At 30.6% G+C, this 26,773-nt stretch carries 18 protein-coding genes and 1 tRNA gene; 16 read left to right on the top strand and 3 right to left on the bottom strand.

Annotation, left to right across the window (positions count from 1 at the left end; translation table 11 throughout):
- Positions 1-4: 4 nt before the first annotated feature.
- Together H0I27_RS14285 and H0I27_RS14290 are read right to left on the bottom strand one after the other, a co-directional pair.
- Positions 5-1,480 carry a hypothetical protein gene (locus H0I27_RS14285; RefSeq protein WP_218731293.1) on the bottom strand — a complete coding sequence of 492 codons (1,476 nt, stop codon included), beginning with the start codon at positions 1,478-1,480 and terminating at the stop codon, positions 5-7.
- Between the two features lie 431 nt (positions 1,481-1,911).
- Positions 1,912-4,095 (bottom strand): glutamine synthetase III, encoded by a 2,184-nt coding sequence (locus H0I27_RS14290; protein WP_218731294.1) that lies wholly within the window; start codon positions 4,093-4,095, stop codon positions 1,912-1,914.
- Between the two features lie 166 nt (positions 4,096-4,261).
- Between H0I27_RS14290 and H0I27_RS14295 the strand changes: the two genes are divergently transcribed.
- Complete coding sequence (locus tag H0I27_RS14295; protein WP_218731295.1) at positions 4,262-5,278, top strand: glutamine synthetase beta-grasp domain-containing protein; 1,017 nt, start codon at positions 4,262-4,264, stop codon at positions 5,276-5,278.
- 236 nt (positions 5,279-5,514) lie between these two features.
- Positions 5,515-5,805, top strand: coding sequence for a SelT/SelW/SelH family protein (locus tag H0I27_RS14300; protein WP_218731296.1), 291 nt, complete (start codon positions 5,515-5,517; stop codon positions 5,803-5,805).
- A gap of 40 nt (positions 5,806-5,845) precedes the next feature.
- On the opposite strand, the gene H0I27_RS14305 is transcribed toward H0I27_RS14300, so the two are convergent.
- Positions 5,846-6,784 carry a calcium/sodium antiporter gene (locus H0I27_RS14305; RefSeq protein WP_218731297.1) on the bottom strand — a complete coding sequence of 313 codons (939 nt, stop codon included), beginning with the start codon at positions 6,782-6,784 and terminating at the stop codon, positions 5,846-5,848.
- Between the two features lie 539 nt (positions 6,785-7,323).
- Here H0I27_RS14305 and H0I27_RS14310 point away from each other — a divergent pair.
- The 14 genes from H0I27_RS14310 to H0I27_RS14375 all read left to right on the top strand — a co-directional run bounded on the left by H0I27_RS14310 (position 7,324) and on the right by H0I27_RS14375 (position 26,652).
- Entirely contained in the window at positions 7,324-7,476 is a 153-nt protein-coding gene (locus tag H0I27_RS14310; RefSeq protein WP_068451056.1) for an SsrA-binding protein, read from the top strand.
- A 12-nt stretch (positions 7,477-7,488) separates the two neighbouring features.
- The gene (locus H0I27_RS14315; RefSeq protein WP_218731298.1) at positions 7,489-7,719 is read left to right on the top strand and encodes a DUF2007 domain-containing protein; all 231 of its coding nucleotides are present in this window, start codon (positions 7,489-7,491) and stop codon (positions 7,717-7,719) included.
- A 59-nt stretch (positions 7,720-7,778) separates the two neighbouring features.
- A tRNA-Arg gene (locus tag H0I27_RS14320) sits at positions 7,779-7,855 on the top strand.
- 798 nt (positions 7,856-8,653) lie between these two features.
- A complete protein-coding gene (locus H0I27_RS14325) occupies positions 8,654-12,787 on the top strand; it encodes a two-component regulator propeller domain-containing protein (protein ID WP_218731299.1) in 4,134 nt (1,377 codons plus the stop codon).
- A 388-nt stretch (positions 12,788-13,175) separates the two neighbouring features.
- Entirely contained in the window at positions 13,176-16,124 is a 2,949-nt protein-coding gene (locus H0I27_RS14330) for a T9SS type A sorting domain-containing protein (RefSeq protein WP_218731300.1), read from the top strand.
- A gap of 60 nt (positions 16,125-16,184) precedes the next feature.
- Positions 16,185-16,340 (top strand): hypothetical protein, encoded by a 156-nt coding sequence (locus tag H0I27_RS14335; RefSeq protein WP_218731301.1) that lies wholly within the window; start codon positions 16,185-16,187, stop codon positions 16,338-16,340.
- A gap of 84 nt (positions 16,341-16,424) precedes the next feature.
- Positions 16,425-16,775, top strand: a complete 351-nt coding sequence (locus H0I27_RS14340) for a hypothetical protein (protein WP_218731302.1) — start codon at positions 16,425-16,427, stop codon at positions 16,773-16,775.
- A 403-nt stretch (positions 16,776-17,178) separates the two neighbouring features.
- Positions 17,179-20,493, top strand: coding sequence for a T9SS type A sorting domain-containing protein (locus H0I27_RS14345; protein WP_218731303.1), 3,315 nt, complete (start codon positions 17,179-17,181; stop codon positions 20,491-20,493).
- 79 nt (positions 20,494-20,572) lie between these two features.
- The gene (locus H0I27_RS14350; RefSeq protein ID WP_218731304.1) at positions 20,573-20,728 is read left to right on the top strand and encodes a hypothetical protein; all 156 of its coding nucleotides are present in this window, start codon (positions 20,573-20,575) and stop codon (positions 20,726-20,728) included.
- Positions 20,729-21,161: 433 nt separating this feature from the next.
- On the top strand, positions 21,162-21,281 hold the full coding sequence (locus tag H0I27_RS17775; protein WP_368407326.1) for a hypothetical protein: 120 nt from the start codon (positions 21,162-21,164) through the stop codon (positions 21,279-21,281).
- Between the two features lie 166 nt (positions 21,282-21,447).
- A complete protein-coding gene (locus tag H0I27_RS14360; protein WP_218731306.1) occupies positions 21,448-22,878 on the top strand; it encodes a T9SS type A sorting domain-containing protein in 1,431 nt (476 codons plus the stop codon).
- 188 nt (positions 22,879-23,066) lie between these two features.
- Positions 23,067-24,980 (top strand): sulfatase, encoded by a 1,914-nt coding sequence (locus H0I27_RS14365; protein WP_218731307.1) that lies wholly within the window; start codon positions 23,067-23,069, stop codon positions 24,978-24,980.
- A 419-nt stretch (positions 24,981-25,399) separates the two neighbouring features.
- Positions 25,400-25,858, top strand: coding sequence for a helix-turn-helix domain-containing protein (locus H0I27_RS14370; RefSeq protein WP_218761396.1), 459 nt, complete (start codon positions 25,400-25,402; stop codon positions 25,856-25,858).
- Positions 25,804-26,652: an IS3 family transposase gene (locus tag H0I27_RS14375; RefSeq protein WP_254713172.1), complete on the top strand. Its 849-nt coding sequence runs from the start codon at positions 25,804-25,806 to the stop codon at positions 26,650-26,652. The genes H0I27_RS14370 and H0I27_RS14375 overlap by 55 nt, the downstream gene beginning before the upstream one ends.
- The last annotated feature ends 121 nt before the right edge of the window (positions 26,653-26,773 follow it).

Genomic DNA, 26,773 nt, shown 5'->3' on the forward strand with positions numbered 1-26,773 from the left:
TATATTAGTCATTTTGTGACACAATAGATATATTACCATTACCAATTTGGTCTACATCACTTACATGAGTACTTCCTCCTTGTCCAACAAAGCTATAATTACTGTTTCCTTGCTGTAAAACATCACTCATATTACCTGTTCCTAATTGAAGTACATCACTCATATTACCCATTCCATCTTGAGTTACTTTAGAGTCATTTGAATTCCCCCATTGCCACACAAAACTTGAATTATTGTCTCCATCTTGATCTACATTAGATACATTATCATCTCCCCATTGGTAAACACTAGAAGAATTAGTATCACCAAATTGATCAACCGTACTACTATTTCTATCACCCATTTGGTCAACTGTGGTCATATTAGTTAAACCTATTTGAACACCCCAAGAATAGTTATTGTCTCCTGTCTGGTCCACATCACTGGTGTTAGCTGTACCATCTTGCCCAACAAAAGTATAGTTGCTATCTCCTACTTGATCAATCGTACTTACATGATCGTTTCCTCCAGCAAAATAACCTTGTAAAGTAATAGTTTGATTACCATTACCTGTAGAGTTTACATCACTAGAATTATTCATTCCATTTTGCTCAGCATGAGCAAAATTACCATCTCCAATTTGAAAAACATTAGATGTGTTATCATCTCCAATTTGTCCTACATAAGAGTAATTAATATTCCCTTGCTGATCTACTTCAGAAAAATTACCATCTCCATCTTGATCTACATCAGAAGTATTTAAAGTTCCTTGTTGTGCAGTATCCGCAAAGTTTCCATTTCCATCTGAAGTTATATCACTATTATTTCCATTTCCCCCCTGGTAAGTACGAGCAATATTAGAATCACCCATTTGATCTACATCAGAATCATTAGAATCTCCTATTTGATTCACAGACGAATCATTCATATTACCTTGCTGGTTAGTATCTGCCATATTGAAGTCTCCATCTTGACTTATACCACTTACGTTGTCATCACCAACTTGGTTTACAAAAGCATCATTATCGTTACTCTCTTGACCTGATGTTGCACTTCGTTGATTAACAACAGAACCATTATCAGTACCATCTTGATTTACTGTAGCTTCATTTCTATTTCCTATACGAGAAATAGTACCTCCACTATTTACCAAACCTTGGTTTACTCTAGATGTATTCCAATTTCCATTCTGATCAACATCTGCATCATTTCCATCTCCTGCTTGATTTACCTGAGATCCGTTTCCACGTCCAAGAGAATTTACATCAGATGCATTTGAATCTCCATGTTGTATAACATTAGACCTATTTAAATCACCAATTTGATTAACAATAGATCCATTAAAATCACCTAAAGACACAACTTTAGAGTCGTTTGTCAGTCCAATCTGTGTTACTGTAGAGTTATTTGTATTTCCTGTTTGATTAACAGAACTTGTATTAGATTGAGCATAGAATGCTCCTGTAGCTAAACACATAGCCATTATTACTAGTTTTTTCATGATAAATAATTTAAAATACGTTAGTTAAAAATTAAGCATATCAAAATATATTCGATATAAATTGAATATGATATACTACAATAAATTTTTAGGGGTAATTAAAATTATTAGGGATAAAATGTTAAGTTATTAGGGATAACTTTTCATTTTCAGTCAACTCTTAAAAGTAAAGAATTGTTGTAAACTATATAGCTTGATCGATTCTGTGTTTAAACAAGTCAAATATAGAAAATTATTTATCTAATTCCAAAATAAAATAAAAAACACAAACAAAACAAAACAACAAACACCTATAAATCAATGACTTAAACGTGTTAAATGTAAAAAAAACAAACAAAAACAGGGGAAAACACCTATAAAAAAAAGGTTAAAAATGAATAATTATCATTTTTAACCCTTCCTTTTTAAGATATAACTAATTTACCTATCGTTTAATTAGTAAATAACAACTCCCTATACTTAGCTAATGGCCATAAATTATCATCTACCAAGGTTTCTAGTTGGTCACAATGATATCTTATATCTACAAAAAAAGGTTTTATTTTGTTACTGTATTGTTCCGCTAATTTAAAACCTAAATGTTTATTAGCTTTCACTTTTTCTGCTTCCATTTTTACTACCAAAGCATTAATTTTAGTAATATGTTTAGAAATTAACATAACTAGCTCAATTTGCTCTTTGGCTATATTTTTATACTCATCACCAAAAATTTCTTTTAAGTTCTTAGTATTCTCCAATAAAGTATTCTGATAAATTATTGCAGTAGGCACTACTTGATTTCTTGCAATATCAGCCAAAACACGTCCTTCTATTTGCACCTTTTTAGCGTACGATTCTAAATCAATTTCATAACGAGCTTCTAATTCTACTTTACTCATTACCTCCATTTCCTCAAACAAAGAAATTGTTTTCTCAGAAACTTTTACTTTTAAAGCTTCTGGAGTTGTTTTATAATTAGTTAAGCCTCTTTTCTTAGCTTCCTTTTCCCAAGCTTCCCCATAACTATCTCCATCAAAACGAATTGCCTTAGAGTCTTTTATATATTCTCTTAGTATATTAAAAACAGCTTCATCTTTTTTAAGATCCTTCTCTTCTATTAGAGCATCTACCTCAACTTTAAACTCTTTTAATTGTTTTGCAACAATAGTATTTAAAACAGTCATTGGTATTGCACAATTTGCTAATGAACCAACCGCTCTAAACTCAAATTTATTTCCTGTGAATGCAAACGGAGAAGTTCTATTCCTATCCGTATTATCTAATAAAATTTCGGGAATTTTACCAATAATATTTAGTTTTAAATCGGTTTTTTCTTGCGGTGAAAGCTTTCCTTTAGTTACATTTTCTAATTCATCTAAAACTGCTGATAGTTGACTACCAATAAACACAGAAATAATTGCAGGTGGTGCTTCATTAGCGCCTAATCTATATTCATTACTTGCAGACGCAATAGAAGCCCTCAGTAACTCTTCGTATTGATACACTGCTTTAATGGTATTGATAAAAAAGGTAAGAAATTGTAAGTTCTTCATTGGAGTTTTACCCGGACTTAGCAAATTAGTTCCGTTACCGGTAGACAAAGACCAATTGTTGTGCTTACCAGACCCGTTTATACCTGCAAATGGTTTTTCATGCAACAACACTTTAAAATGATGTCTTCTTGATATTTTTTGCATCACATCCATTATTAATGAATTATGATCCACCGCTAAATTAGCTTCTTCATAAATTGGTGCAATCTCAAACTGATTTGGAGCAACCTCATTATGTCTGGTTTTTACAGGAATCCCTAACAACATACATTCTTGTTCTAAATCTTGCATAAAACTCATAGCCCTTGCAGGAATGGTTCCAAAATAATGATCATCAAGTTGTTGTCCTTTAGCAGGCGAATGCCCTAATAAAGTTCTACCCGTAAATTGTATATCCTGTCTTGCGAGTACTAAAGCCTCGTCAATTAGAAAAAATTCTTGTTCCCAACCAAGTGTTGCACTTACTTTATTTGCATTCTTATCAAAATATTTACAAACAGCAGTAGCATGTGTATCTATAGCTTGTAGCGCTCTTAACAAAGGCGTCTTATTATCTAAAGCCTCCCCAGTATAAGCTACAAAAATAGTTGGAATACAAAGTGTTGTTTCATAAATAAAAGCAGGAGAAGTTGGGTCCCAAGCCGTATAACCACGAGCTTCAAACATATTTCTAATTCCTCCATTAGGAAAACTAGATGCATCTGGCTCTTGCTGAACCAATTGTTCTCCATCAAATTTTTCCATTGCAAGACTGCCATTAATAGACTCAAAAAAGGCATCATGTTTTTCTGCTGTAGCACCTGTAAGTGGCTGAAACCAATGTGTATAATGAGTAGCCCCTTTAGACATTGCCCAGTCTTTCATACTTACCGCAACTTGATCTGCAATTTTTCTATCTATTTTAGTTCCATGATCAATTGCATTCATCACACTTTCGTATGCAGCACGCGTAAGATACTGTTGCATAGCATATTTATTAAATACATTCCGACCAAAAAGAGCTGATCTTTTTTCATTCTGAACTACTTTTATAGGACTTCTACGTAGTGTTTCTTGCAATGCATTAAATCTAATCCTTGACATATTAGTAATATTTTCTACTTATTTTTAACTTTATACAAATATACCCTTTCAAATTTAGGGATAAAATTATTTTTTAGCTATTTTAAATATTTTACCCCTATTTTTTTTGATATCTAATGAAAATATTTGATTTTTGTAGGACGAACATCACATAAACACATATATTATGGCAAAAATTAAATTAGAATACATTTGGTTAGATGGTTATTATCCAACTCAGAACATGAGAAGTAAAACCAAAGTTGAGGAGCATGAAGATTTTAAAGGAACAGTTGAAGAATTGGGACTTTGGTCTTTTGACGGTTCTTCTACAAAACAAGCTTCTGGAGGAGCATCTGACTGTATTTTAAAACCTGTTGCTATTTATCCAGATCCAAATCGTATTAACGGTTGGTTGGTAATGAATGAAGTAATGAATGCAGACGGAACTCCACACGAATCTAATGCACGTGCTACTATTGAAGATGATGATAACGATTTCTGGTTCGGTTTTGAACAAGAATACTTTATTATGAATACAAGTACAGGATTGCCTTTAGGATTTCCAAGAGGTGGTTACCCTGCTCCACAAGGACAATACTACTGTTCTGTAGGAGGTTTATATACACATGGTCGTGATTTAGTAGAAGAGCATGCAGATTTATGTATAGATGCAGGCTTAAACTTTGAAGGAATTAACCAAGAGGTTGCGTCTGGACAATGGGAATACCAATTATTTGCAAAAGGAGCAAAGAAAGCAGGAGATGAAATCTGGATATCTAGATATTTATTAGATCGTTTAACTGAAGGAAAAGGAATGTACATTGAGTACCACCCAAAACCATTAGGAGACACTGATTGGAATGGTTCTGGAATGCACGCTAACTTCTCTAACTCTATTTTAAGAGAATGTGGTTCTAAAGATAAGTATATCGAAATTTGTGAAGCTTTCCGCCCTGTAGTAAAAGAACATATTGAAATTTATGGTGAGTTTAACGACCAACGTTTAACTGGTAAGCATGAAACTGCTGCAATTACAGACTTCTCTTGGGGAGTTTCAGATAGAGGTGCATCAATTCGTATTCCAATTATCGTTGTAGAAAAAGGATACAAAGGATGGTTAGAAGACCGTCGTCCATCTTCAAACGCAGATCCATATAAAGTAGCTGCTAGAATTATTAAAACTGTTAAACCAGTTAAATAATTACGAATAGTATAAAATATTAAAAAGCACTTACAGCAATGTAGGTGCTTTTTTTATACAATTATTTTGGGCGTTACCAAAGGTCGGGCTATCCGTTATATCTTTTTAAATTTTTCAGCTATCGCAAAATTAAAAAAGGATACCACTTCTATCCCTAACGCAAAAAAAAAGAAGCAATTAAAAAAAACAAAAAATTCCGTACTTTTAAATACCATTTTAAACAATTACATTTAAATATGAAAAGCAATATAAAAATAGAATACTGCACACAATGCGGCTGGTTATTACGAGCCTCTTGGATGAGTCAAGAACTATTAACCACTTTTACAGAAGAAATTACAGAACTTACCTTAAAACCAGGTACCGGAGGTATTTTTAATATTACCGCAAACAACCAATTGGTTTGGTCTAGAAAAAAAGAAAATGGTTTTCCAGAGATTACAGAGTTAAAACGACGTATTAGAGATGTTATCGCTCCAGAAAAGAACTTAGGACATATCGACAGAAAAAAAACGCCAACAAATTAATGTTAGCGTTTTTTTATATCTAATTTTAGACACCTTCTATTTAAAGAACTAAATAAATAAACAATACATACCCTAAAAATAAAAAAGCTCCTTTAAACCTATTTAAAATAAACTTCTTAGGCAAAAACACTAACAATAATAAAGCAGCAGCAAACCCTAACATCCAAAAAATATCTCTAGATAAAATCTGGGCTTCCGTAACAGGTATTTCTTTAATAATAGCTGTTAACCCCAATACAGAAGCTATATTAAAAATATTAGAACCAATTAGGTTTCCCAAAGAAATTGCTTTCTCACCCTTCATAGCAGCAATAACAGAAGCAGCCAACTCGGGTACACTAGTTCCAATAGCAATCATTGTAATAGAAATAACACCTTCACTAATTCCCATATTCTGGGCAATATCTTTTGCTCCGTTCACTAAAAATTCCGATCCAAAATAAAGAGAAACACCTCCTATTAATAACCATCCAAATATTTTACCATAACCTATAGAAGCCAAAGCATCATCTACCTCTTCTACATCCACATCTTCTTTTCTCGCACTTCTTATCAATACAAATAGAAAAGCAGCCAACCCTACTAAGAGAATAACACCTTCTAACTGTGTTAAAACATTGTCGTTCCATAAAAAGTAATACAAAACTAAAGAGAAAAGCATCATTACAGGCCAATTAAGCTTATAAAAGTCTTTACTAACCGAAATAGGTCCAATTAAAGCTGTAATACCTAAAACCAACCCAATATTAGCAATATTAGAACCTATAACATTGTTTAAAGCAATAGCTGGTGAACCATCTAAAGCAGCTTGTAAGCTAACTAATAATTCTGGCGCAGAAGTGGCAAAAGAAACCACCGTCATACCAATTACCATTTTAGATATACTTAACTTAAAAGATAAACCGATAGACGATCTTACCAAGAACTCACCACCAACAACTAATAAGATTAATCCAATAATAACATAAAAAATACTCATCAATTTTATTTTTTGCGAAGATACATTTTTATCACTTTAAGAAGAGAATAAAAAATGAAAAGCCAAAAAATATTCATTTTAAAAATATATTTCCCTTTACTTTAAAAAAAAGCACAAATCGCCCCCTTTAAAACCTAACATATTTTTACAAAAACAACATATTATAATTACAATAAACAACAAAAATAAAGCAAACCTAGTTACACATTAATACACATAACGCGATTTTAGTTATAAATAAAAAATCAATTTGATTAATAAGTAATAGTTCTCTTGGAAACAAGCCTACAGTGGTTATATATTGATAAAACAATTTCGAAATTGACCTAAATTACTAACCTTAAAACCCAAACTATTATGATTCTTATTATAACTAAATTTATTAAAGACCTGTCTGATATTATATTTCTAATTTTATTATAACAAAAAAATAACAGAACTATAAATGAAGAGAGAAAAAAGTAGCTTATCTTTAAACAACTCAATCTTTAAACGCTGAGTTGTTTATTTTAGTAAATTTGAAAGCTAATTTACAACTCATGAAAAAACAAGTTTTTAAAACACTTGCAAAGATTAATAAATTAATTTTACCTTCCTTTACAAAAAAAGGATTGGATATCTCTAAAGCATCTAAAATTCAATTAGCTATTATTGGATGGAGAGCTTTTATAACTAAAAATTCATTAACCTAAAAAAACAATATTATGTCAGAAGATTATACAAAAGTATTTACTGATAACTCTATATTAGTAAACAGATTAAAATACTTATTAGACGAAGCAAACATCGAATCTAAAATCATTGATCGTGTGGAGTCTGGAAGATTGGCAGGTTTTGGAGTACCTACAAATTCTGTAGAATTATTTGTACTAAATAACAACCTAGAAAAAGCGCAATCTATTGTCGATTTATTTAAAACTGAAATAAATTCATAAAAAAACTAGAATTATCTTTCTAATTTAAAAAAAGGATACTATATTTGCACCCGCTTAACGGCCATGTGGCGCAACTGAATAGCGCACTTGATTACGGCTCAAGAGGTTGCAGGTTTGAATCCTGCCATGGTCACCAATAAAACCAGTACTTTCCAACGATTTGGAAATTACTGGTTTTTTCATTTTCACACAAAACAAGAATTAAGGTATCCTACAAAAAGTAAAACGTACTTTTAAACCCTTTTATAAATTAGTTTTTATTTTAAATTGCAGTTGGTGTTATAGAATTAAAAAGCAGAAATACTAAAGATTTAGAAAGCATATGAAAACAAGCCTTTGATTTTAAAGCAAATCAAAAAGGATGCGTGTATATAATTACTTCTAATTTCGAAAAGTTACGTTTTTATATAAATGATGCCACAGAATTTGAAGAATTCAACTTATTTGAATTAACAAAAGAACTTACGTCTGCAAAAAGATACTATTATAAACAATATTCCTTTAAAACTTAAAGAAACACTTTTAGTAAAAGAATTTTACAAAGACTACTCACTTTTTTATAAAAGAAGTAAACAAAGCCATAAAAGCAAATAACTTGTAAAAAATGGTTTAGAAGAAGTACCAACCTTAAGCAAAAAAAATGAGTTTGAATAGTTAGATTTATTTACAAAAAATAAGCAAAAAACACAAGCCCTACAAACCCAAATACACCAAACAGACAAAAAAATAGACACTATGATGCATGAGCTGTATGGTTTAACAGATGATGAAATTAAAATTGTAGAACATACTTAAGAGTACTATGTAAACAATAAAAATGGATAAGAATGTGATATTTATTAAGTATGTAAGTAATTTATGGTAAAAAATTTTGTTAATTTATTGAAGAATAATTAAAAATATGTATACTTTTATTGCAAATTAAAAATGTAGGATGCATAGAATTTTATTCATTATTGGTATTGTATTTACACTATTTTCTCAGCAAATTTATGCTCAAAATTTTGAAAGAATTTCTAATAAAGAGGGCTTTAATCAAAATACCGTAAATGCAATTGAACAAGATAAGTATGGTTTTTTATGGTTTGCCACACCAAATGGATTGATACGTTATGATGGGTATGAATTTAAAACATTTACCACGCAATCTAAAACTCATGGCGCAATTTCTAGTAATAATATTACCTACTTATTTAATGATAAAAACGGAATACTTTGGATAGGCACAAATGTAGGTATTAACATTTATGTACCTTGGTTAGAAAAATTTTTTACTGTTCCGCTTAAATATAATATTAATGTAAATAAAATTGATTCTGAAAATGATGATTTTGTTTGGGTCTCATCTCCTAAAAAACTATTAAGATGCGAATTAATAAGTATGGAAGAAGGTATCTTTTCTATTTCAGGTAATATTCTTGATAAGGAAACAGAAAATATAAAAATTAACACCTTTTCTTTTGGTCTGAATTCTTCAATCATTTTAGGAACAAGTAAAGGATTAAAAAAAATTAGTTATCAATCAGAATTCACATCTGTAAATAAAGACTCTTTTAATTTAGACGAATTTAGTTTTTTTAATGATAAAGAAATTACTAAAATTATTAAAGAAGATAATATATTTTGGATTGGCACAAAAGAGGGGTTATACAGTTCTAATTTAGACTCAAATTCAAAATATCTTGTTAAAAAAATCAAAATTAAAAATCAGGATACTAATTTCTTTGTGAACAGTCTTTTTAAAGATAATGAAAATACAATATGGGTTGGTACAGTAGCAAACGGACTATTTAAATACAATCCTATTCTAAATTCTTTTAGCCATTATAATTATGATTCAACAAATAAAAATGGCATTAGTAGCAGTCAAATTAACGCTGTTTACCAAGATAACTTTAATGTTATTTGGGTTGGTACTGCTCAAGGTGGTATAAATAAATTAGACCTTTTTCAAAAGCCATTTTACTCTTACACAAATAACCCAACTACTAAACTATCTATTGGAGACAACCTAATCACCTCCATACTAGAAGATAATAAAGGTAGAGTTTGGGTCTCGGGGTATCATAAAAAGTTATTTAGGAGTCTTGAGGTAGTCAATGAAAATACAGTTAACAACATTAAATTTGAAGATTTACAAGCAAAATTACCTATAGAAAAAAATGATGTTATTAGGTCTATTTATCAAGATTCAAGAAATTACATTTGGTTTGGTACAGACAAAAAAGTGTTTGTTTACAATCCTGTAAAAAAAGAATATAAAAAAGTGCAATTTTTATCCGAAAACGATAAATCACCATTGCTTTTGGTTCGAGAAATTGCTCAAATAAATGAAACAGATTTTGTATTATCTGGTAATAAAATTATAGTAATAGAGAATCCTTGGAAAGAAATAGCCCAAAAAAAGAATCCTAAAATTCATACAAAATCTAGTTTAAGAATAGCTGCAAGTAGAGTCCAATGTTTCTTACAAGATAGTAATAATCAACTCTGGTTTGGTACAGATTATGGTTTATTACAGTGTACGTATAAAGAAGGAAAAATTAAAGTAATAAGACAATATCAAGAAAATAAAACAGGAAGTAGTAAAGTTAGTTACAATAGTATCTTTACGTTGCATGAAGATCATAAAAAGAATATTTGGATTGGTACTTTTGGTGGTGGTTTAAATAAATTAACTTTAGATAGTGATCAAAATCCAATTAAAATGGATTATTTTAGAAAAGATGATGTCTTGCTAGATGATGCTATTTATGGAATTTTAGCTCAGAAAAATAGTGATAATTTATGGATTAGTACAGACATGGGATTGATGCTATTCAATAAACAAACCAATAAAATAAATGTTTTTGATGTAAACGATGGTCTAATTCAAAATAACTTTAGACAATCTGCATATGCCCAAGGTAAATCTGGTTTTATGTATTTTGGAGGTTTAAATGGTTTAACTATTTTTAATCCGAATAAAATATTTTTAAATACACAGCCTCCTAAAGTTCTAATAACATCCTTATTAATTAATAACAAACCTATAGAAATAGGTGATAAACTGAATGACATTGTTATACTTAAAAAGTCAATTTCAGAAACAGACACTATTACAGTTTGTAAAAGTCAAAGAATAATATCTTTCAACTTAGTAGCAGAACATACGTCTGCACCTTCTAAAAATAAAATAGCCTATAAATTAGATGGATTTAATAAAGATTGGGTAGAAATAAAGAAAGGTAAATCGCCAATATCGTATACTAATCTAGATGCCGGCACCTATAAATTAAGAATAAAATCTGCTAATGGAGATGGTATTTGGAGCACATCAACAAAAACATTAACCCTAATTGTATTGCCTTTCTGGTATCAAACTTGGTGGAGTTATACTTTAATGGTCATTTTGTTTTTAGCTATTGGTGTTTGGATTGTTTTTTACTTTGTAAGTAATGAAAAACTAAAACAAAAACTGATATATGAACAAATTGATAAGGATAGAATTGAAGTTATTAACCAAGGTAAATTTAAATATTTCACAAACTTATCTCACGAATTTAGAACACCACTTACACTTATTTCTGGGCCTTTAGATAGAGTTATAGAAAATAATAACAACGCAGAAAGTGAGCGTTTTTTAGCAATTATTAAAAGAAATACCCACAGACTTTTAAGTTTAATAGACCAATTAATAACATTTAGACAGGCAGAACAAGGTTTTCTAAATTTAAACTATACAAAGTCTACTTTAGGTGAATTTTTATATCCAACAACAGAAGCTTTTGAAAACTATGCATTAGAAAAGAATATTAATTTTTATTATAAAATTAGTTCGCCAAATGAAGAAATTGTAATAGATGTAGAAAAAGTAGAAAGAATACTTTTTAACCTACTCTCAAATTCATTTAAAAACACACCGGTACAGGGAACTATAAGTATTGATGCTTCCATTATATTTAAAGAAAATATTAAAAGTATTAAAATTGATGTTATTGATACTGGTAAAGGAATTCCAAAAGAAAACTTAAAGAATATTTTTGAAAGGTTTTATCAACTAGGAAATCAGGATGGAAACGTAAGTGGAGGTGGTATTGGTTTGTCTTTTTGTAAATCTTTGGTAGATTTATTTAGTGGTAGTATTTCAGTAAAAAGTAAACCAAATAAAGAAACTCGTTTTAGGGTTGTTATTCCATCTTCAAAAATAGAAGAGGTTGAGATAGATGAGGACAGTGTAAAAAAGTCATTTATAAAAAATTGGGTGCCTGTACAAATTAAAAACTTAGAAGAGAATAATGGTAAAGTAAAAAGTAAAAAGAAACATAGTATTTTAGTTGTAGAAAATGAGATAGATATACAAAATTTCTTAAAAAGTGCACTTTCAAATTCATATAATGTAACAATAGCTAACAATGGTTTAGAAGCCTTAGAAGAAATTAAAAAAACAGAATTTAGTACTGTTATAAGTGATGTTATGATGCCAGAGATGGATGGATTTGAATTATGTAAAATAATAAAAGCCAATCCAGAAACGTGTCAATTACCTGTTTTATTATTAACTGCGTTAGGAGATAATGCCGATTTAATTAAAGGATTAGAGTTTGGAGCAGAAGAATATATTAGCAAACCATTCTCTTTAAAACACTTAGAACTTCGTTTAAAAAAATTAATTGAAAATAACCTTAAGATAAAAGATTATTTTTCAAAAAACAGTTTACCTCCTAAGAATAAAAAAGAATTAGGCTTATCAAAAAGAGATTTAGAATTTTTAGATAAAATTACAGAAGTAATAGAGAAAAATTTATCTAATTCAACTTTTGGCGTAGAAGAACTCTCTATAGAAGCAGGTTTAAGTTCTGCTCATTTCTATAGAAAACTAAAACAACTTACTGGGCAAGTACCAAATGTATATTTGCGTAACTTTAGATTGCAAAGAGCTGCAGAATTATTAGCTAGTAATAGTGGTTTTAATGTTGCAGAAGTAATGTATCAAATTGGTATAGAGTCTAATTCTTATTTTTCTACATCTTTTAAGAAATTACATGGAGTGTCTCCCTCTGAATACTCAAAAAGAGCAAAATCATAGTCATTAAAAAAATTAATAGACCAATAAAAGATAGATTTTATTTCGTTTTTTCTAACAATCTGCGCAGCATTTCATAAAAAAAACATAAAGTTTAGTGCAAGTACCAACCTAATAATTAAGTGTTTTTTAGTGCTGCATAACTACTACATAATGGTTGTTTAAAACTGTTTTTAACACTTCATAGCCTTTAGGGTAAATACCTGTTTATTATAAATTATTATTTTCCTCACCTTACTTAAAAACCACAAAACCATTGAACTATAACTACTTAAGAGGTGAAAATGATGACTTAGAGCAAAAGAATGATGAATACTAGAAAAGCAGTTACCTAATTCTCTCCTAGCTTTGTAACTAATGAAAACAATTAATTATAACTAAAAAATTAATCATGAAAAAACAGTTACAAAAAATTTTTAACAAGAAAAAAACAACACTTGTGCTACTGGCCTTTATAGGCATATGTAGTTTTCAAGTAAATGCGCAAAAAACTACTAATTATTTAAATACAACTACAGATGGGTTATGGGTTACTCCAGGTAACTGGAGTAATGGCTTACCAACTGCTGGTGATGGTGATATAGCAAATCTTACAGAAAGTGTAGATTTAGGAGGCGTTAACCGTGAAATAGGGCAACTTCTTGGTGCAAACAATACTAATACAAAGACATATTCTAATGGTACATTAACTCTTAATGGTACTACAGTGTCAAATACTGATCAGATTATAAGAATTCGATCTAATAAAGCGATTACTGTTACTTGTGACGTAGTTGTGAATGTTGATGGCCTAGATATTAATATTAGAAATAATGCGTCTTCAGAGCTTGTTTTTAATGGTGGATTTGCAATAGGTACTAATACAGTACATGTAGATAATAATAGTACTGCTAGTCCTGCTCTTCCAGTACAGTTTAACGGAGCTGTAACTGGTTCTGGAACTATTAATATAGAGGATCAAAATATATCTACAAGTGCCTCAGCTGATTTTACAGGTTTTACTGGTAGTATAACTTTTGGAGGTACTAATGGTTTGTTAACCGTAAATGGTGCAAATACTATTGAAGGTTCAATTGGAGTATTAGCTGCATCAGATGGAAATTCTAAGATAGAATTTAATACTAATCAAAGTGGTTTAGCTAACCTTACAGTAGATACCCAAAATTTAGCAATAGATTTTGATGCTGCTGCAACAGATGTAAGGTTTACAGGATATACTACGTCTGGTACAGAAGGTGTTGTAGATTTACAAAATTATGTATCTGGTTCTTTAAAAATAGGAACTACAGCTACTAGTGTTCCAGCAGCAGCTTTAAGTACATGGACTCTTGATGGTGCAGCTGCAACGATAACTCAAGATGCAACAGGTGCTATAGTTTTTGGTAGTTGTTCAACTCCAGACGATGTTACAACTTTAGCAGCAACTGCTGGTGCAGAGTATGTAAGTTTAAGTTGGGATGCACCTACTTGTTTTGATGAGGTTTTAGTAGTAGCCAAAGAAGGTTCTGCTGTTACAGTTACACCAACAGGAGATGGTTCAGCATATACAGCAGATGCAGATTTTGGTTCTGGAACAGATTTAGGAACTAGTGAATATGCAGTTTTTAAAGGAGCATCTAATACAGTAGATGTTATTGGATTAACTAAAGGAGGTACAACTTATCATTTTGAAGTATTTACACGTAAAGGGACTACTTGGAGTGCAGGAGTTACCATAAGTGCAACTACAAATAATATGTATACTTCAACTTCTGGCTCTAACGGTGCTGGTCTTAATTGGGAAGATGCCTCTTCTTGGATAGCTGGCGTTAAACCTAGCGCTACTTCAGACGATGTAACCATTAATACAGGAATAGTAATTAATTCAGATGTAGATGTTAATAATATTGTTATAGAAGGTAGAGTTACTGTTAAAGAAGGATATTCTATAACTGCTAATGACTTACAACAAAACAGTCAACTTATTGTACAGTCTTCATCTAGTGCTTTTGCTAGTGTAATAGCAACTACATTAAGTGGAACAGGGACCCTTATTTATAATAGATGGCTAAATGATTCACCTAATAATGATTTAATTTCTTCCCCTGTAAGTGGAGTACCATTTAGTTCTGTAGCTGAAGCTTCTAATAATGAAGATCGTTTTTTTATTAATCCTTCAGTAGCTGGTAACTACTTTTTTGGACCTTTCAATAATGCTACTGGCTCGTTTGAAACTTACACTACTCCTGATGATGATGCAGTTGTAATTGGTACAGGTCAAGGGTATAGAGCAGCAACTATAGCAGGTGCAGCAAATACCGTAAGGTTTGTAGGAAATATTGAAGTTGGTTCTGTTCCTGTTAGTATTACAGATGGTGGTGACGCAACGTATGGTCAATGGAATTTAATAGGAAACCCTTATCCTTCTTATTTAGATTTTGATACTTTCTTTACCGATAACACTGGTCAATTTGAAGTTGGTTTAAATAATGCAATTTATGGTTGGAATGGTACTTCTTATACAGCATGGAACGCTTTATCTGGTGCAAAAATAGCCCCAGGTCAAGGATTCTTTGTAAAGACTAAAGACGGAATAACTGGTACCGTAACCTTTACACCAGCGATGAAAGTTACTGGTAATAGTGATGATTTTGTTGCAGGTAAATCTGCTAACAATACAAATAAAGCATTAGCAAAAATAAATTTAAGTAGTGCTACAAAAACATTTGCTACAGATATCTATTTCGTAGAAAACCAAACGAGAGGTTTAGATAATGGTTACGATGCTGGTGCTTTTGCAGGAAGTACAGATGGTATTTATACAAATTTGGTAGAAGCTAACATAGGTGAAGATCTTTTAATTCAGGCTTTACCTTATAATGATTATAATAGTGTAGTTGTTCCAGTTGCTATTAACGCTGAAGCAAACACAGAACTAACAATTAGTTTAGATGAAACATCTTTAACTTTACCTGCTAATACGTATGTATATCTTAAAGACAATGTATTAAATACTACAACATTGTTAAATGATACAGATTATGTATTTACACCAGACTCTAAATTAAGCGGATCAGGACGTTTCTTTATAGAATTCTCTGCTAAAGCAGTATTAGCTACAGATGAGTTTGCTGTAAATGAAATGTTAATTTATACAAACCAAGAATCAAAATCTATAATTATTAAAGGAATACTAAAAACAGATGCAAGTGCAAAAGTTTTCGATATTCAAGGTAGAATGGTATTAGAACAAAAATTAAACAGTTCTAACCTAACAAATATTGTTAATGCAAACACATTAAATACAGGAATTTACATGATACAGTTACAGGGAAGAACTCAAAAAGTTATCCTTAATTAAAAGATAACTGAACACTTTAAATTCTTTAAACCTTTAATAATAATATTTAAAACATATAAAATGAATAAAAATCAAGAAAATATCACAAGAAAAGAAGCTGTTAAAAAAATGGGAAAATATGCTGCACTTACAGCATTAGGTACCTTTATGATATTAAGTCCACAAAAGTCCCAAGCACAATCTGTACCACCTGATGCAGCAGGTACCGGATTTTAAATAAAATTAATTAGTATAACATATTACAAGCATTTAAAGAAAAAAATGTTTTAAATGCTTGTTTTTTAATAATAAATAGAAATTATGAAAAAAGTAATATTATTTTTAGTATTTAGTGTAGCAATGAGTAGTTCAATCTTTGCTCAAGAAAAGATGGATAAAAAAATACAGAAAAAAGTAGATTCTTACGTAGAAACTGTTGCAAGTAAAATAACATTGTCTAAAGAAGAAAAAGAAAAATTAATTGTTATTAAAACTGAACAAACAATATCTTCTTCTGAAATTACGGCTAAATATAAAGGTACGCCAGAATTAAAAGAACAAAGAAAAGCTAGCAATAAAAAGTTTTCTAAAGACCTTATAAAAGCTTTTGGAAAAGAGCGAGCTCTAGAAATTAAAAAAGCATCTAGAAAAAATAAAAAGAAGAAAGAGTAAAACTAGCTTTTAGTATTTCTTATACATATAGAACATCCTTTTGTGTTTCTGATATTTTTTAAATATTCCCCCAAATATTTTTTAGAAATCAACCAAAAGGATGTTTTGTTTTAGGATATAGGTAAAGCCTATTTAATCTTGTATTAGTAGTAATATGTTGATTTAATATTCATCTCATAGTTATATTTAAGAGCTTATTAAAATAACAATTATAAGTCGGGGATTTATAAATTGGAACAATAATAACATCTTAATATGCTCCGGTCAAAATAAAAAAATAAAGTGTTATCAAAATATTGACTATCATCAAATTTTAGACAGATTTTAGTAAGAAATTGTTTAATTATAGAAAGTACAACATTCCTATTTCAGTAATATTTGCAAAAAAAAAACATCAAAAAAAATGATTAAAAAGGTTTATTTAATAGTTATATTTTCTTGTATCTATACATACTCTATACAAGCTCAATTTCTCTGGTATGAAAATGAAACAGACACAGAGAATATTATATTTTCAAACACTGGAAACGGTACTTTTTCTATTAACGAAACCAATCCAGATACCAATGGTATAAACACAAACGAAGTAACTTCTAAGTTTGTTAGAGAAGCAGATGTTACCAAAGGTTTTTCTTATTTTGAATTATCAAAAAACCTTTTAGAAGATGTAACATATACAATAAGCCTTAAAGCATATGTAGATATACCAACTGAAGATTTGACAAGTATAAATCGTATACGTTTCTATATAAAAAATACAACTACAGGAGATCTTAAGGCAGTTCAATTAAAATTTTCAAAAGGCCAAGAATGGGAAGAGTTTTCGTTTGTTTTTAACGAAGGTGATTTACCTTCTGAAGGATTTTTAGAGGATGGTTACAATCAAGTATATATAGGTTATGGAAATGGGCAAGGATCAACATCAGAAGTTACTTATTATATAGATCAAATATATGGTTCAGTTTTACAGGAAATAGTTGTGCCAGATCCACTTGAAGAAGATCCACTTGTAGATGTACTAAAAGGATCATGGGGTGGACGTTTTTATGTAAGAGGAGGTGAAGACTTAGATGAATATGTTGACAACAGAGGCTATGATTATATAGCAGGTGCTCAAGAAATTGCTGATAGTTACCCTACAATGGGGCATGTAATTACCAATGGTACCAATAATGCAAATTCACATTTGTGGACTTTAAGAACAAATCCTAATGTAGATGCTGTAATGGGAGCTACAGGTTCTGTTGTAGATGAAGAATTTGTACCGAGTTTAGCTAATGAACAAATTATTATTGATGTTATTGATATCTTTAAAAAATCAGGTAAAAAAGTAATCTTATATATAAACTCTTTAAGCCCAGGAGATAGAGCATCAGATGAAGGGGCAGCATCCTGGAATAACTATGTAGATACATATTTTGATGGTAATAATCATGAAGCATGGATGAATTATTGTGAAGGTTATATTAAACGTTTTACAGAATTAGGAGTTGATGGTTACTGGTTTGATACATTTGGACAATATGCTAGAAATAATAGTCTTGGAAGTGCTGGTGTTGATACGACTGATGAAGAAAAAAATGAGTTTGTAGAAATGATTCGTAATACAGCTCCTAATGCTATTATAGCAAATAATAAAGATAAACATCAGTTTCTAGATGAAGACGGCAAGCTAATTCTTGTTGATACTGATGGGGTTAATGAAACGGTAGGTATTGATTATAATGATCTAGCTGAAGGTGAAGATGATGATGATATACCTTTTGAGGAAGATGAAAGAGATTATGCTATAATAAAAATGCAAGCAACAAACCCTTGGTCAGACTTTACAGCAGGACACATTACACCTTTAGGACAAGGAGCTCCTCCTAATTCTTGGGCGTATGAAGAATTCACAGTACCAGATATTGAAGAAAATCATATAACGATATATGAAGAAAACTCTAAACAAACATTAAAACATTTATTTTTACCGATAAGATCTACTTGGTCTAGCGAAAGGTCTGACTTAATGTTTGATAAAGAACAAGCGTATCGTTTTGCTAAAAGAATTACAGATGCAGGAGGGTCAGTTACTTTTTCTAATACAACATCTACAGATGGTACTACCTCAGATGATGAGGTAGAAATATTAACATATATGGATCAACAATTTGCCATCAATGCAGATGCAACCGTTTATCAACGTCCTGCAGGTGCCTTTCTTGTTGGAGAAGATCATACATTAAATACTTGGAGTGGGTTTTCAGATTCAACTTGGCTTACTGCTTCAAATTGGAGTAAAGCTACAGTACCAGTGCTTACAGACAATATCATAATACCAACTGGGTTAACAAATTACCCTACAATAACTACTGCAGTTTCCGTAAACAGCGTTTCTATAGAAAATAGTGCTTCTTTATTGTACAATGGTGGTTCTTTAACAACAGCAGAAGGTGTAAATTACAGTATTGCTGTAACAGATACAAACTGGCATTTAGTAACTTCACCTGTATCAGGAGAAAATTATAATGATGATTGGGTTACTGATAATTCAATTGCTTCAGGTACAACTAATTCTGAAAATAGAGGAATTGCAACCTACCAAAACGGAACAGCAGATAATACAACAGGAAACTGGGTTTATATGCAAGGTGGTACTAGCGCAACTTTTGGTGATGGTGTTGGTTATTCATTATTAAGTAATACTGGAACTGGAAACTTTACTTTTACGGGTACAGCAAATTCTTCAAGTATGGCCCCAGCTATTAGTCAAAATGGTACTAATTTCTGGAACTTAATAGGAAACTCATATACTTCTTATTTAGATGTTGCTGCTTTTATTGACGAAAATGACACTAATTTTGGAGGTGCTTTTCAAGCAATTTATGTTTGGGATGATAGTTCTTATCTAGCAAAAACTACTGGTTATGTATATCCAGGTCAAGCTTTTTTTGTAAGTGCTAGTGCTACAGGTACAACAGCTTCTTTTACTACAGCAATGCAAAGTCATCAAAATGATATTACTTTTCTTAAAAGTTCTAATACAGAAACTTCCATTGAGATAAATATAACTGATGGTACAAATAATAAAACTACAACAATTAATTATTTAGATGAAAAAACACTAGGGTTAGATCCAGGTTTTGATATTGGAATGTTTGACGGAGTTTCTTCAGAATTAAGTTTGTATACTCAATTAGTAGAAAACAATGAAGGAACTGCATTTGCAAAACAAGCAGTACCTAATTCAGATTTAGAAACTACTATAATTCCTTTAGGAATAAAAGCAGCAGTAAGTAAAGAAATTACGTTTACTGCAGAGGCTTTAAACTTACCTTCTGGTTTGAATGTTTATTTAGAAGACAGACAAGAAAAAACATATTCACGTTTAGATGAGGCAAATGCTAGATATAAAGTAACCTTATCTGAAAGTTTAAATGGTTCTGGTAGATTCTATATTCATACCTCTACAAATAGTGTATTAAGTATTAATAGTGCTATTTTAGAAAGTATAGGTATTTATAAAACGAATAATTCTAAGTTGAAAATAACAGGTTTATCTCAAGGAAAATCTATAGTTAAATTATTTAATATTCTTGGTAAACAAATGATGGAAACTTCATTTGCGTCAAGTGGAAGTGATGCTATTTCTTTACCAAATTTAGCTCCAGGAATCTATATTATTCAATTAAAAACGGCCTCAGGAGTACTGAACAAGAAAATAATTTTAGAATAATTTGATATAGTCCGTAAAATCTAAAAATGAGAGCTTATAAGCACTTTTCTATTATTTCCTATTTACAATCTTCAAATTTATGGATGGTTCTTATTTAGAACGATGGGATATAGCAAGTGGCGAACAAGCTAACGCAGATGCAATTGCTTTATCTATTCAATTAATGAAAGAAGTTTTGCCAAAAGGTAAAATGATTAATTTACAAACAAACCCAAGTTACAATACAGCTAAATAAGAGCCTACAGATGATGATGAGTTAATCGCGTATGCAAAAGAAAATATATACTTTCCTTTGGCTATTTTTTTTTAATAATTACAGAAGAGAACGTCTATTTTAGTTATACAACAAGTGTATATGCTTTAAGCTCTAGTTCAGATGTATGGGACACTAGTTTTATAGCTGAGTTTCATTATTTTTTAGGAGAACCTTTAGGTGCTCCTATAAAAAATGGGTATATTTATGAGCGATCTTTTGAAAATTTAGATCTTAGGGTAAATATTGAAACCAAAGAGACTGTTTTTAATTGGAAGGATAAAACAGTATTATCTACAGATATACAAAGCTTTAAGGATACATTAGATCTATATCCTTACCCTGTAAATAACACCTTTCGTTTATCAAAAAAATTACATCTGCATTTGTTTATAATATGTTAGGACAAGAAATGATGAAATTTTCTAAGAACAGAAATCAATATGATATTTCCAGTCTTAAAAGCGGTTTTTTTATTATTAAAGTTATTTTAGAGAATAGTGAAACAAGGGTTATTCGTTTTGTTAAAAAGTAAATTAAATTTTTAACGCCACCTTATTAAAGTTACAAAACATTATTAATGAGATACTTGTGTCTGGTTAAAAATAAAATAGAGCAAAGCAATGATTGATTTAAGCAAAGCTAAATACTAAATTTCAACTAATTTTACTTAGAATTAATAATCAAATAAATTTTAAATTATGAAAAAACAATTACTTACTAGCCTTTTATTTTTATTAGCATCAATAACTACGGTTGCACAAACTTGGTATGACGTTGATAATGGAGTTACGGATTTAACATTTACATCTACTTGTGATGGATGTTCTGTTTCAACAGTTGCCAATCCTGACGCCACCGATACAGAAGCTACAAATGTACTATTATGGAAAATTGCAGCAGACACAACATTAGATACAGCAGGATTAACTGATGATGAAATAGCAGCATTAAAAATAGGAAACAAGGATCTTAGTTTTAGTTTTCCTAACGGTTATGTACTTACGCCAGCTGATTTCGCTAGTTTGAGTGTAAACGTACGTTTATATATGCCAGATATAACTAATTACTCTAACTTTGATTCATTAACTCGTATTAGGTTTTATTTAGGGACTCAACAAGTACAAGTAAAACTTTCAGATTTAGAAGGTACAGATGTAAATGGTTGGTACACTTTAACCTTTGATTTTAGTGGAAAAACGTATACAGAAAACGTAACTTCGGGTTATATTAGAATCCTTGGTCAATCTAACAGATTTACAAATTTAAATAACGATATTGACTTTCACTTTGATACGTTTACAAGTTCAGTAGCATTATCATTAGACCAAGGAGCAGTTTTAGATGCAGAAGCAGTTTTAGATGCTGGAAATGCGTGGTACCATAACTATAGCCCAGATACATTTGGCGTAACAGTTAATGAAGTACAAGGTGGTGTGTTTTTAGAACAAGGAAATGCAGTAACTACACCAACAACTACTGGAAACAGCAGTCCATTAGTTGCTAAGTTTACAAAAGGAGAAGATCCACACTCACAAATAAAGTTTCAATTACCAGGTGTTATTACAACCGACTATCAATCATCTGCTATTTTTAAAATAAGAGCCTATGTACCGTCAACAAATGTAAATGGAACTTCTGGTAGAAGATTGAGATTGTATTTGCGAGATGGAATTGAAACAGCAGGGCAAAAAAACGTAACAATTGATGTTACTATTTTTGATGCATGGCAAGAATACACCTTTGATTTTACAGAAAAAAACCTTACAGAAGGAGTATCTTATAGTACTGCAAATTTATTAATTGATCAACCAGATGCTGATCTTCTTGCTACAGGAAATGTATATTATTTTGATGCTTTTCAAGGACCAGCTGCAGCTATATTATCTGTAGATAATTTTGAATTGAATAACGCTTCTATTGTTGCGTATCCTAATCCTGTAACAAACAGTTTTCAAATAGATTCTAGTTTAGATATTGAAAATGTAAAATTATCTAATATTAATGGACGTTTAGTAAAAACGTTTAAAGCGAACACTAATTATGATGTTAGTAACTTAGCAAAAGGAATTTACATTGTAGATATTAAGACTCTTAAAGGTTTAAAAACTTTAAAAATTGTAAAAGAGTAAATATTTATTTTAAAATAACTCAATAGTATTAAAACCCTCTTGAGATAAGATTTATTTTTTTAATCAAAATTCTATAAAATTTATAAAAAAAAGGTAGTAATTTATATTACTACCTTTTTCTGTTAAGACAAATAACTTTTTTACTTTATTTATAAGTATGATCATCAATAAATAAAATTATTTATATAATGAAAACACAGTACAAAAATTTCCTCCCTTTAGTTTTAACAAGTGTATTACTATATAGTTGTAGTACACAAAAAGCACCCAACAACAAAACACAGAGTAATGATAGGCCAGAGCCTAATGTGGTGCTCTTACTTACTGATGATTTAGGTTGGCAAGATTTAAAAGTGTATGACATAGATAATCCATCTCCATACGAAACACCAAATATTGATGCTTTCGCAAAAGAAGGGGTTCAGTTTTGGCAAGCGTATTCTCCCGCTCCTACTTGTGCGCCAAGTAGATGTGCAATAATGAGTGGAAATCATCCTGCTAGAGCACAAAAAACACATGTTGTGGGTGGTGCGCCCCCTACAGTTTATGCTAATAAAGAAACACAACGTATTATGGATCCTTGGTATAGTGGACGTATGCCAGAAAACGAAACGACATTAGCTAGAGTCTTACAACAAAAGGGATACACAACAGGGCATGCAGGTAAATGGCACATGGCTATAAACCACTTTGCTTATCCGCAACCAGAAGACCAAGGTTTTGATGTTACTACCCATGATCGTGGAGCTACAGTTCCTCAAAAACCACATAGACTTACAGATTTTGCAACTAATAAAGCATCAGATCCTTATCGATTAGATAAAGAAGGATTCCCTTTTCATCAAAATAACGAAAATGCATTAAAGTTCTTAAAAGAGAACAAACAAGATCCATTTTTCTTGTATTACGCCACTTTTTTAGTGCATGCACCAATACATACCAGAAGTAAAGCGCTATTAGAAAAATACTGTAAAAAATTAGGTTTAGATTATCCAACTGATCCACATGGTTGGGACGTAAAAGGGCAAAACAATCCGTATTATGCTGCAATGGTAGAAATGTTAGATTATTATGTAGGCCAAGTTTTTGATTATTTACAAACTACAGACGATCCTCGTTGGCCTGGTCATAAATTAAGTGAAAATACGTATATTATTTTTACTTCTGATAATGGAGGAATGGAAGGGCATCCTGGTGAAGTTTTTACGGATAACTTTCCTTTAGATAAAGGAAAAATAAACGCTAAAGAAGGTGGTACAAGAGTTCCTTTAATTATTGCAGGACCTGGAATAAAAAAAGGAATACAATCTGATGTTGTTGTAAACGGACTTGATTTTTACCCTACAATTCTATCATTATTAAATGTTGAAAAACCAAAAAATAAACATTTAGACGGTGATGATTTATCTACTTTATTATTAAAAGATCCTACAGATTCTAAATTAGTTTTAGACAAAGAAGGAAATGAGAGAAATACGATGATGTGGCACTTTCCACATTCCTCATATCAAAGTACCTTACGTGTAGGTGATTATAAAATTATTAGGAATTATGATTACAAAAACAATCCTAAAACTCCAGAATTTGAACTTTACAGATTGTATGACACCTCTAACGGAACTGCTGAACGTGTTGATATAGAAGAAGCAAATAACTTAGCAAAAGTAGAAGTTAAAAGAACAAAAGAGATGAATGATAAGCTTACATCAATCTTAACAGAAATGAATGCGAGTTACCCATCTTACAATCCTTTTTACTTAAAAAAGATGGAGCATAAAGAAACTGTTCCAACAGTAATTTCTGAATCTATAAAGAAAGGTAAGGTTACTTTTAAGTACAAAAAAAATGGAGCAAAAGTTATAAAAGCCAATCTAATTTATACTACAAATGGTGGACATGAATATGAAGAGTGGTTTAAAGCAGAAGCAAATATAGAAGGAGATTCTACTATAACAGCCGTTTTACCAAAAGGAACAACGCATTATTTAATTAATTTAATTGATGAGTACAATTTTTTAGTAAGCTACCCAGAAATGCCTACTATAAAATCTCTTAAGACAGAGAAAAAACAATATTCTAACTATGCATTATCTAGTAAATAAGTAGTACTTAATTTAATTTGGGTTAAAACAAAAAGACGGGTAATCCTGTCTTTTTGTTTTAAAAATGAATTGTACTCATTTGAAGGTCTTTACCATTCATTTAATTTTCCCTCCTACTTATTCTGGAATTGGTTAACTGCTAATTTTTTAAAAGTAAATTGTATTTACTATAGTTTTCATAAGGTTTGAGGAGGGGTTTGATAGATAGGAGTATGATTTAGATTGGACAACGTAAATAAGCCCAAGCCTCTTAGTCTAAACATGAATAAATTATTAAGTAAAAATATATTCATATCATAAAAACAATTACTTACAATTGTTTTAGCTTTAACAGCATCCGTAACCGTTGTTGCACAAACTTGGTATGTACTTTCCTGAAATAGGTTGACTAAAAATTAAACACTTAATTATAGTCACTTATGAAAGCTCAAAAACAACCCTGGCGAAAAAAAACGTACGAAAAAGCAACTTTAGAACTCAAATTATTCGTCGTTGACCAAATTCAGAATGGACAGATTTCCACAAACTTTGCTTCCAAAAAATATGATGTTCCTAGAACTACAATTGGGTATTGGATCAAAAAATATAGTACTTTAGTCCAACAAAATACAGGTATGAGTAAATTAGATGAGATTAAAAAACTAAAGGAACGTATTGAAGAATTGGAGTTTGTAAAGGAATTTCAACAAGATATTATTGCTGACATGGAAATCATTACTGGAGTCGATTTGTCAAAAAAGTCGTTGCCCAAAACATTAGCGAAAGAGATAGAACTAAAAAAGAAAAACCGTTTAAAAGAAAATGGTTCTATGAGTGTTTTGGGATTAGTAAACAAGCCTTCTACAAAAGACTCAAAACCCAAGAAAACAAACGACTAAACGATGAAAAAGTCATCGCAATGATACAAGAATATCGAAAATTAGTTGGTATGAGAACTGGCGGAATTAAGTTATATGATGAACTTAAACAAGACTTTATAAAACAAGGTATTAAAATCGGTAGAGACAAGTTGTACGATGTGTTAAGGCTTCATAATTTACTTGTTCCTAAGCTTAAAAACTATGTAACAACAACAAATTCTAATCATCAATTTAGAAAATATAAAAACCTAATTAAAGACCAAGTTCCTACTCGACCAGAACAACTATGGGTAAGCGATATAACATACATTAAAACAGACAATGGACACAATTACCTAGCAATCGTTACAGATGCATATTCTAAACAAATTATGGGCTATAAATTAGATAACAACATGAAGACATCACTTTGTTCAGAAGCGCTAGAAATGGCTATTAAAAATAGAAAATACCCTGATAAAAAATTAATACATCATTCTGACAGAGGTTTTCAATACTGTAACCCCAAATACACAGCATTTGCAGAAGAAAATGGCATAATGATGAGCATGACAGAACAATATGATCCTTATGAAAACGCAATTGCAGAGCGAATTAATAGAACTTTAAAATATGAATATGGACTTAGAAATTGCTTTAAAAACACTGCCATTGCTCAAGAAGTAACAAAACAAGCAGTATATATTTACAACAATTTAAGAACCCTTTTTAGCTTAGAATTAAGAAAGCCAGCTGAAGTACATTTAAATCCAAACATCAAATACAAATCATATCGAAGAAATAATGTAAATTTGACTGAACTAACAATTTGAAAACAAAACTAGTTCAAATTATTTTTTGCCTTCTAAACGGCTAAAAAAATCTTTTGAACGGTATAAATTAACCTAAAAAAAGGTCAACCTATATCAGTATAATACAGTATCACATTTACAA

This window comes from Polaribacter sp. HaHaR_3_91, from assembly GCF_019278525.1.
Taxonomy (GTDB): domain Bacteria; phylum Bacteroidota; class Bacteroidia; order Flavobacteriales; family Flavobacteriaceae; genus Polaribacter.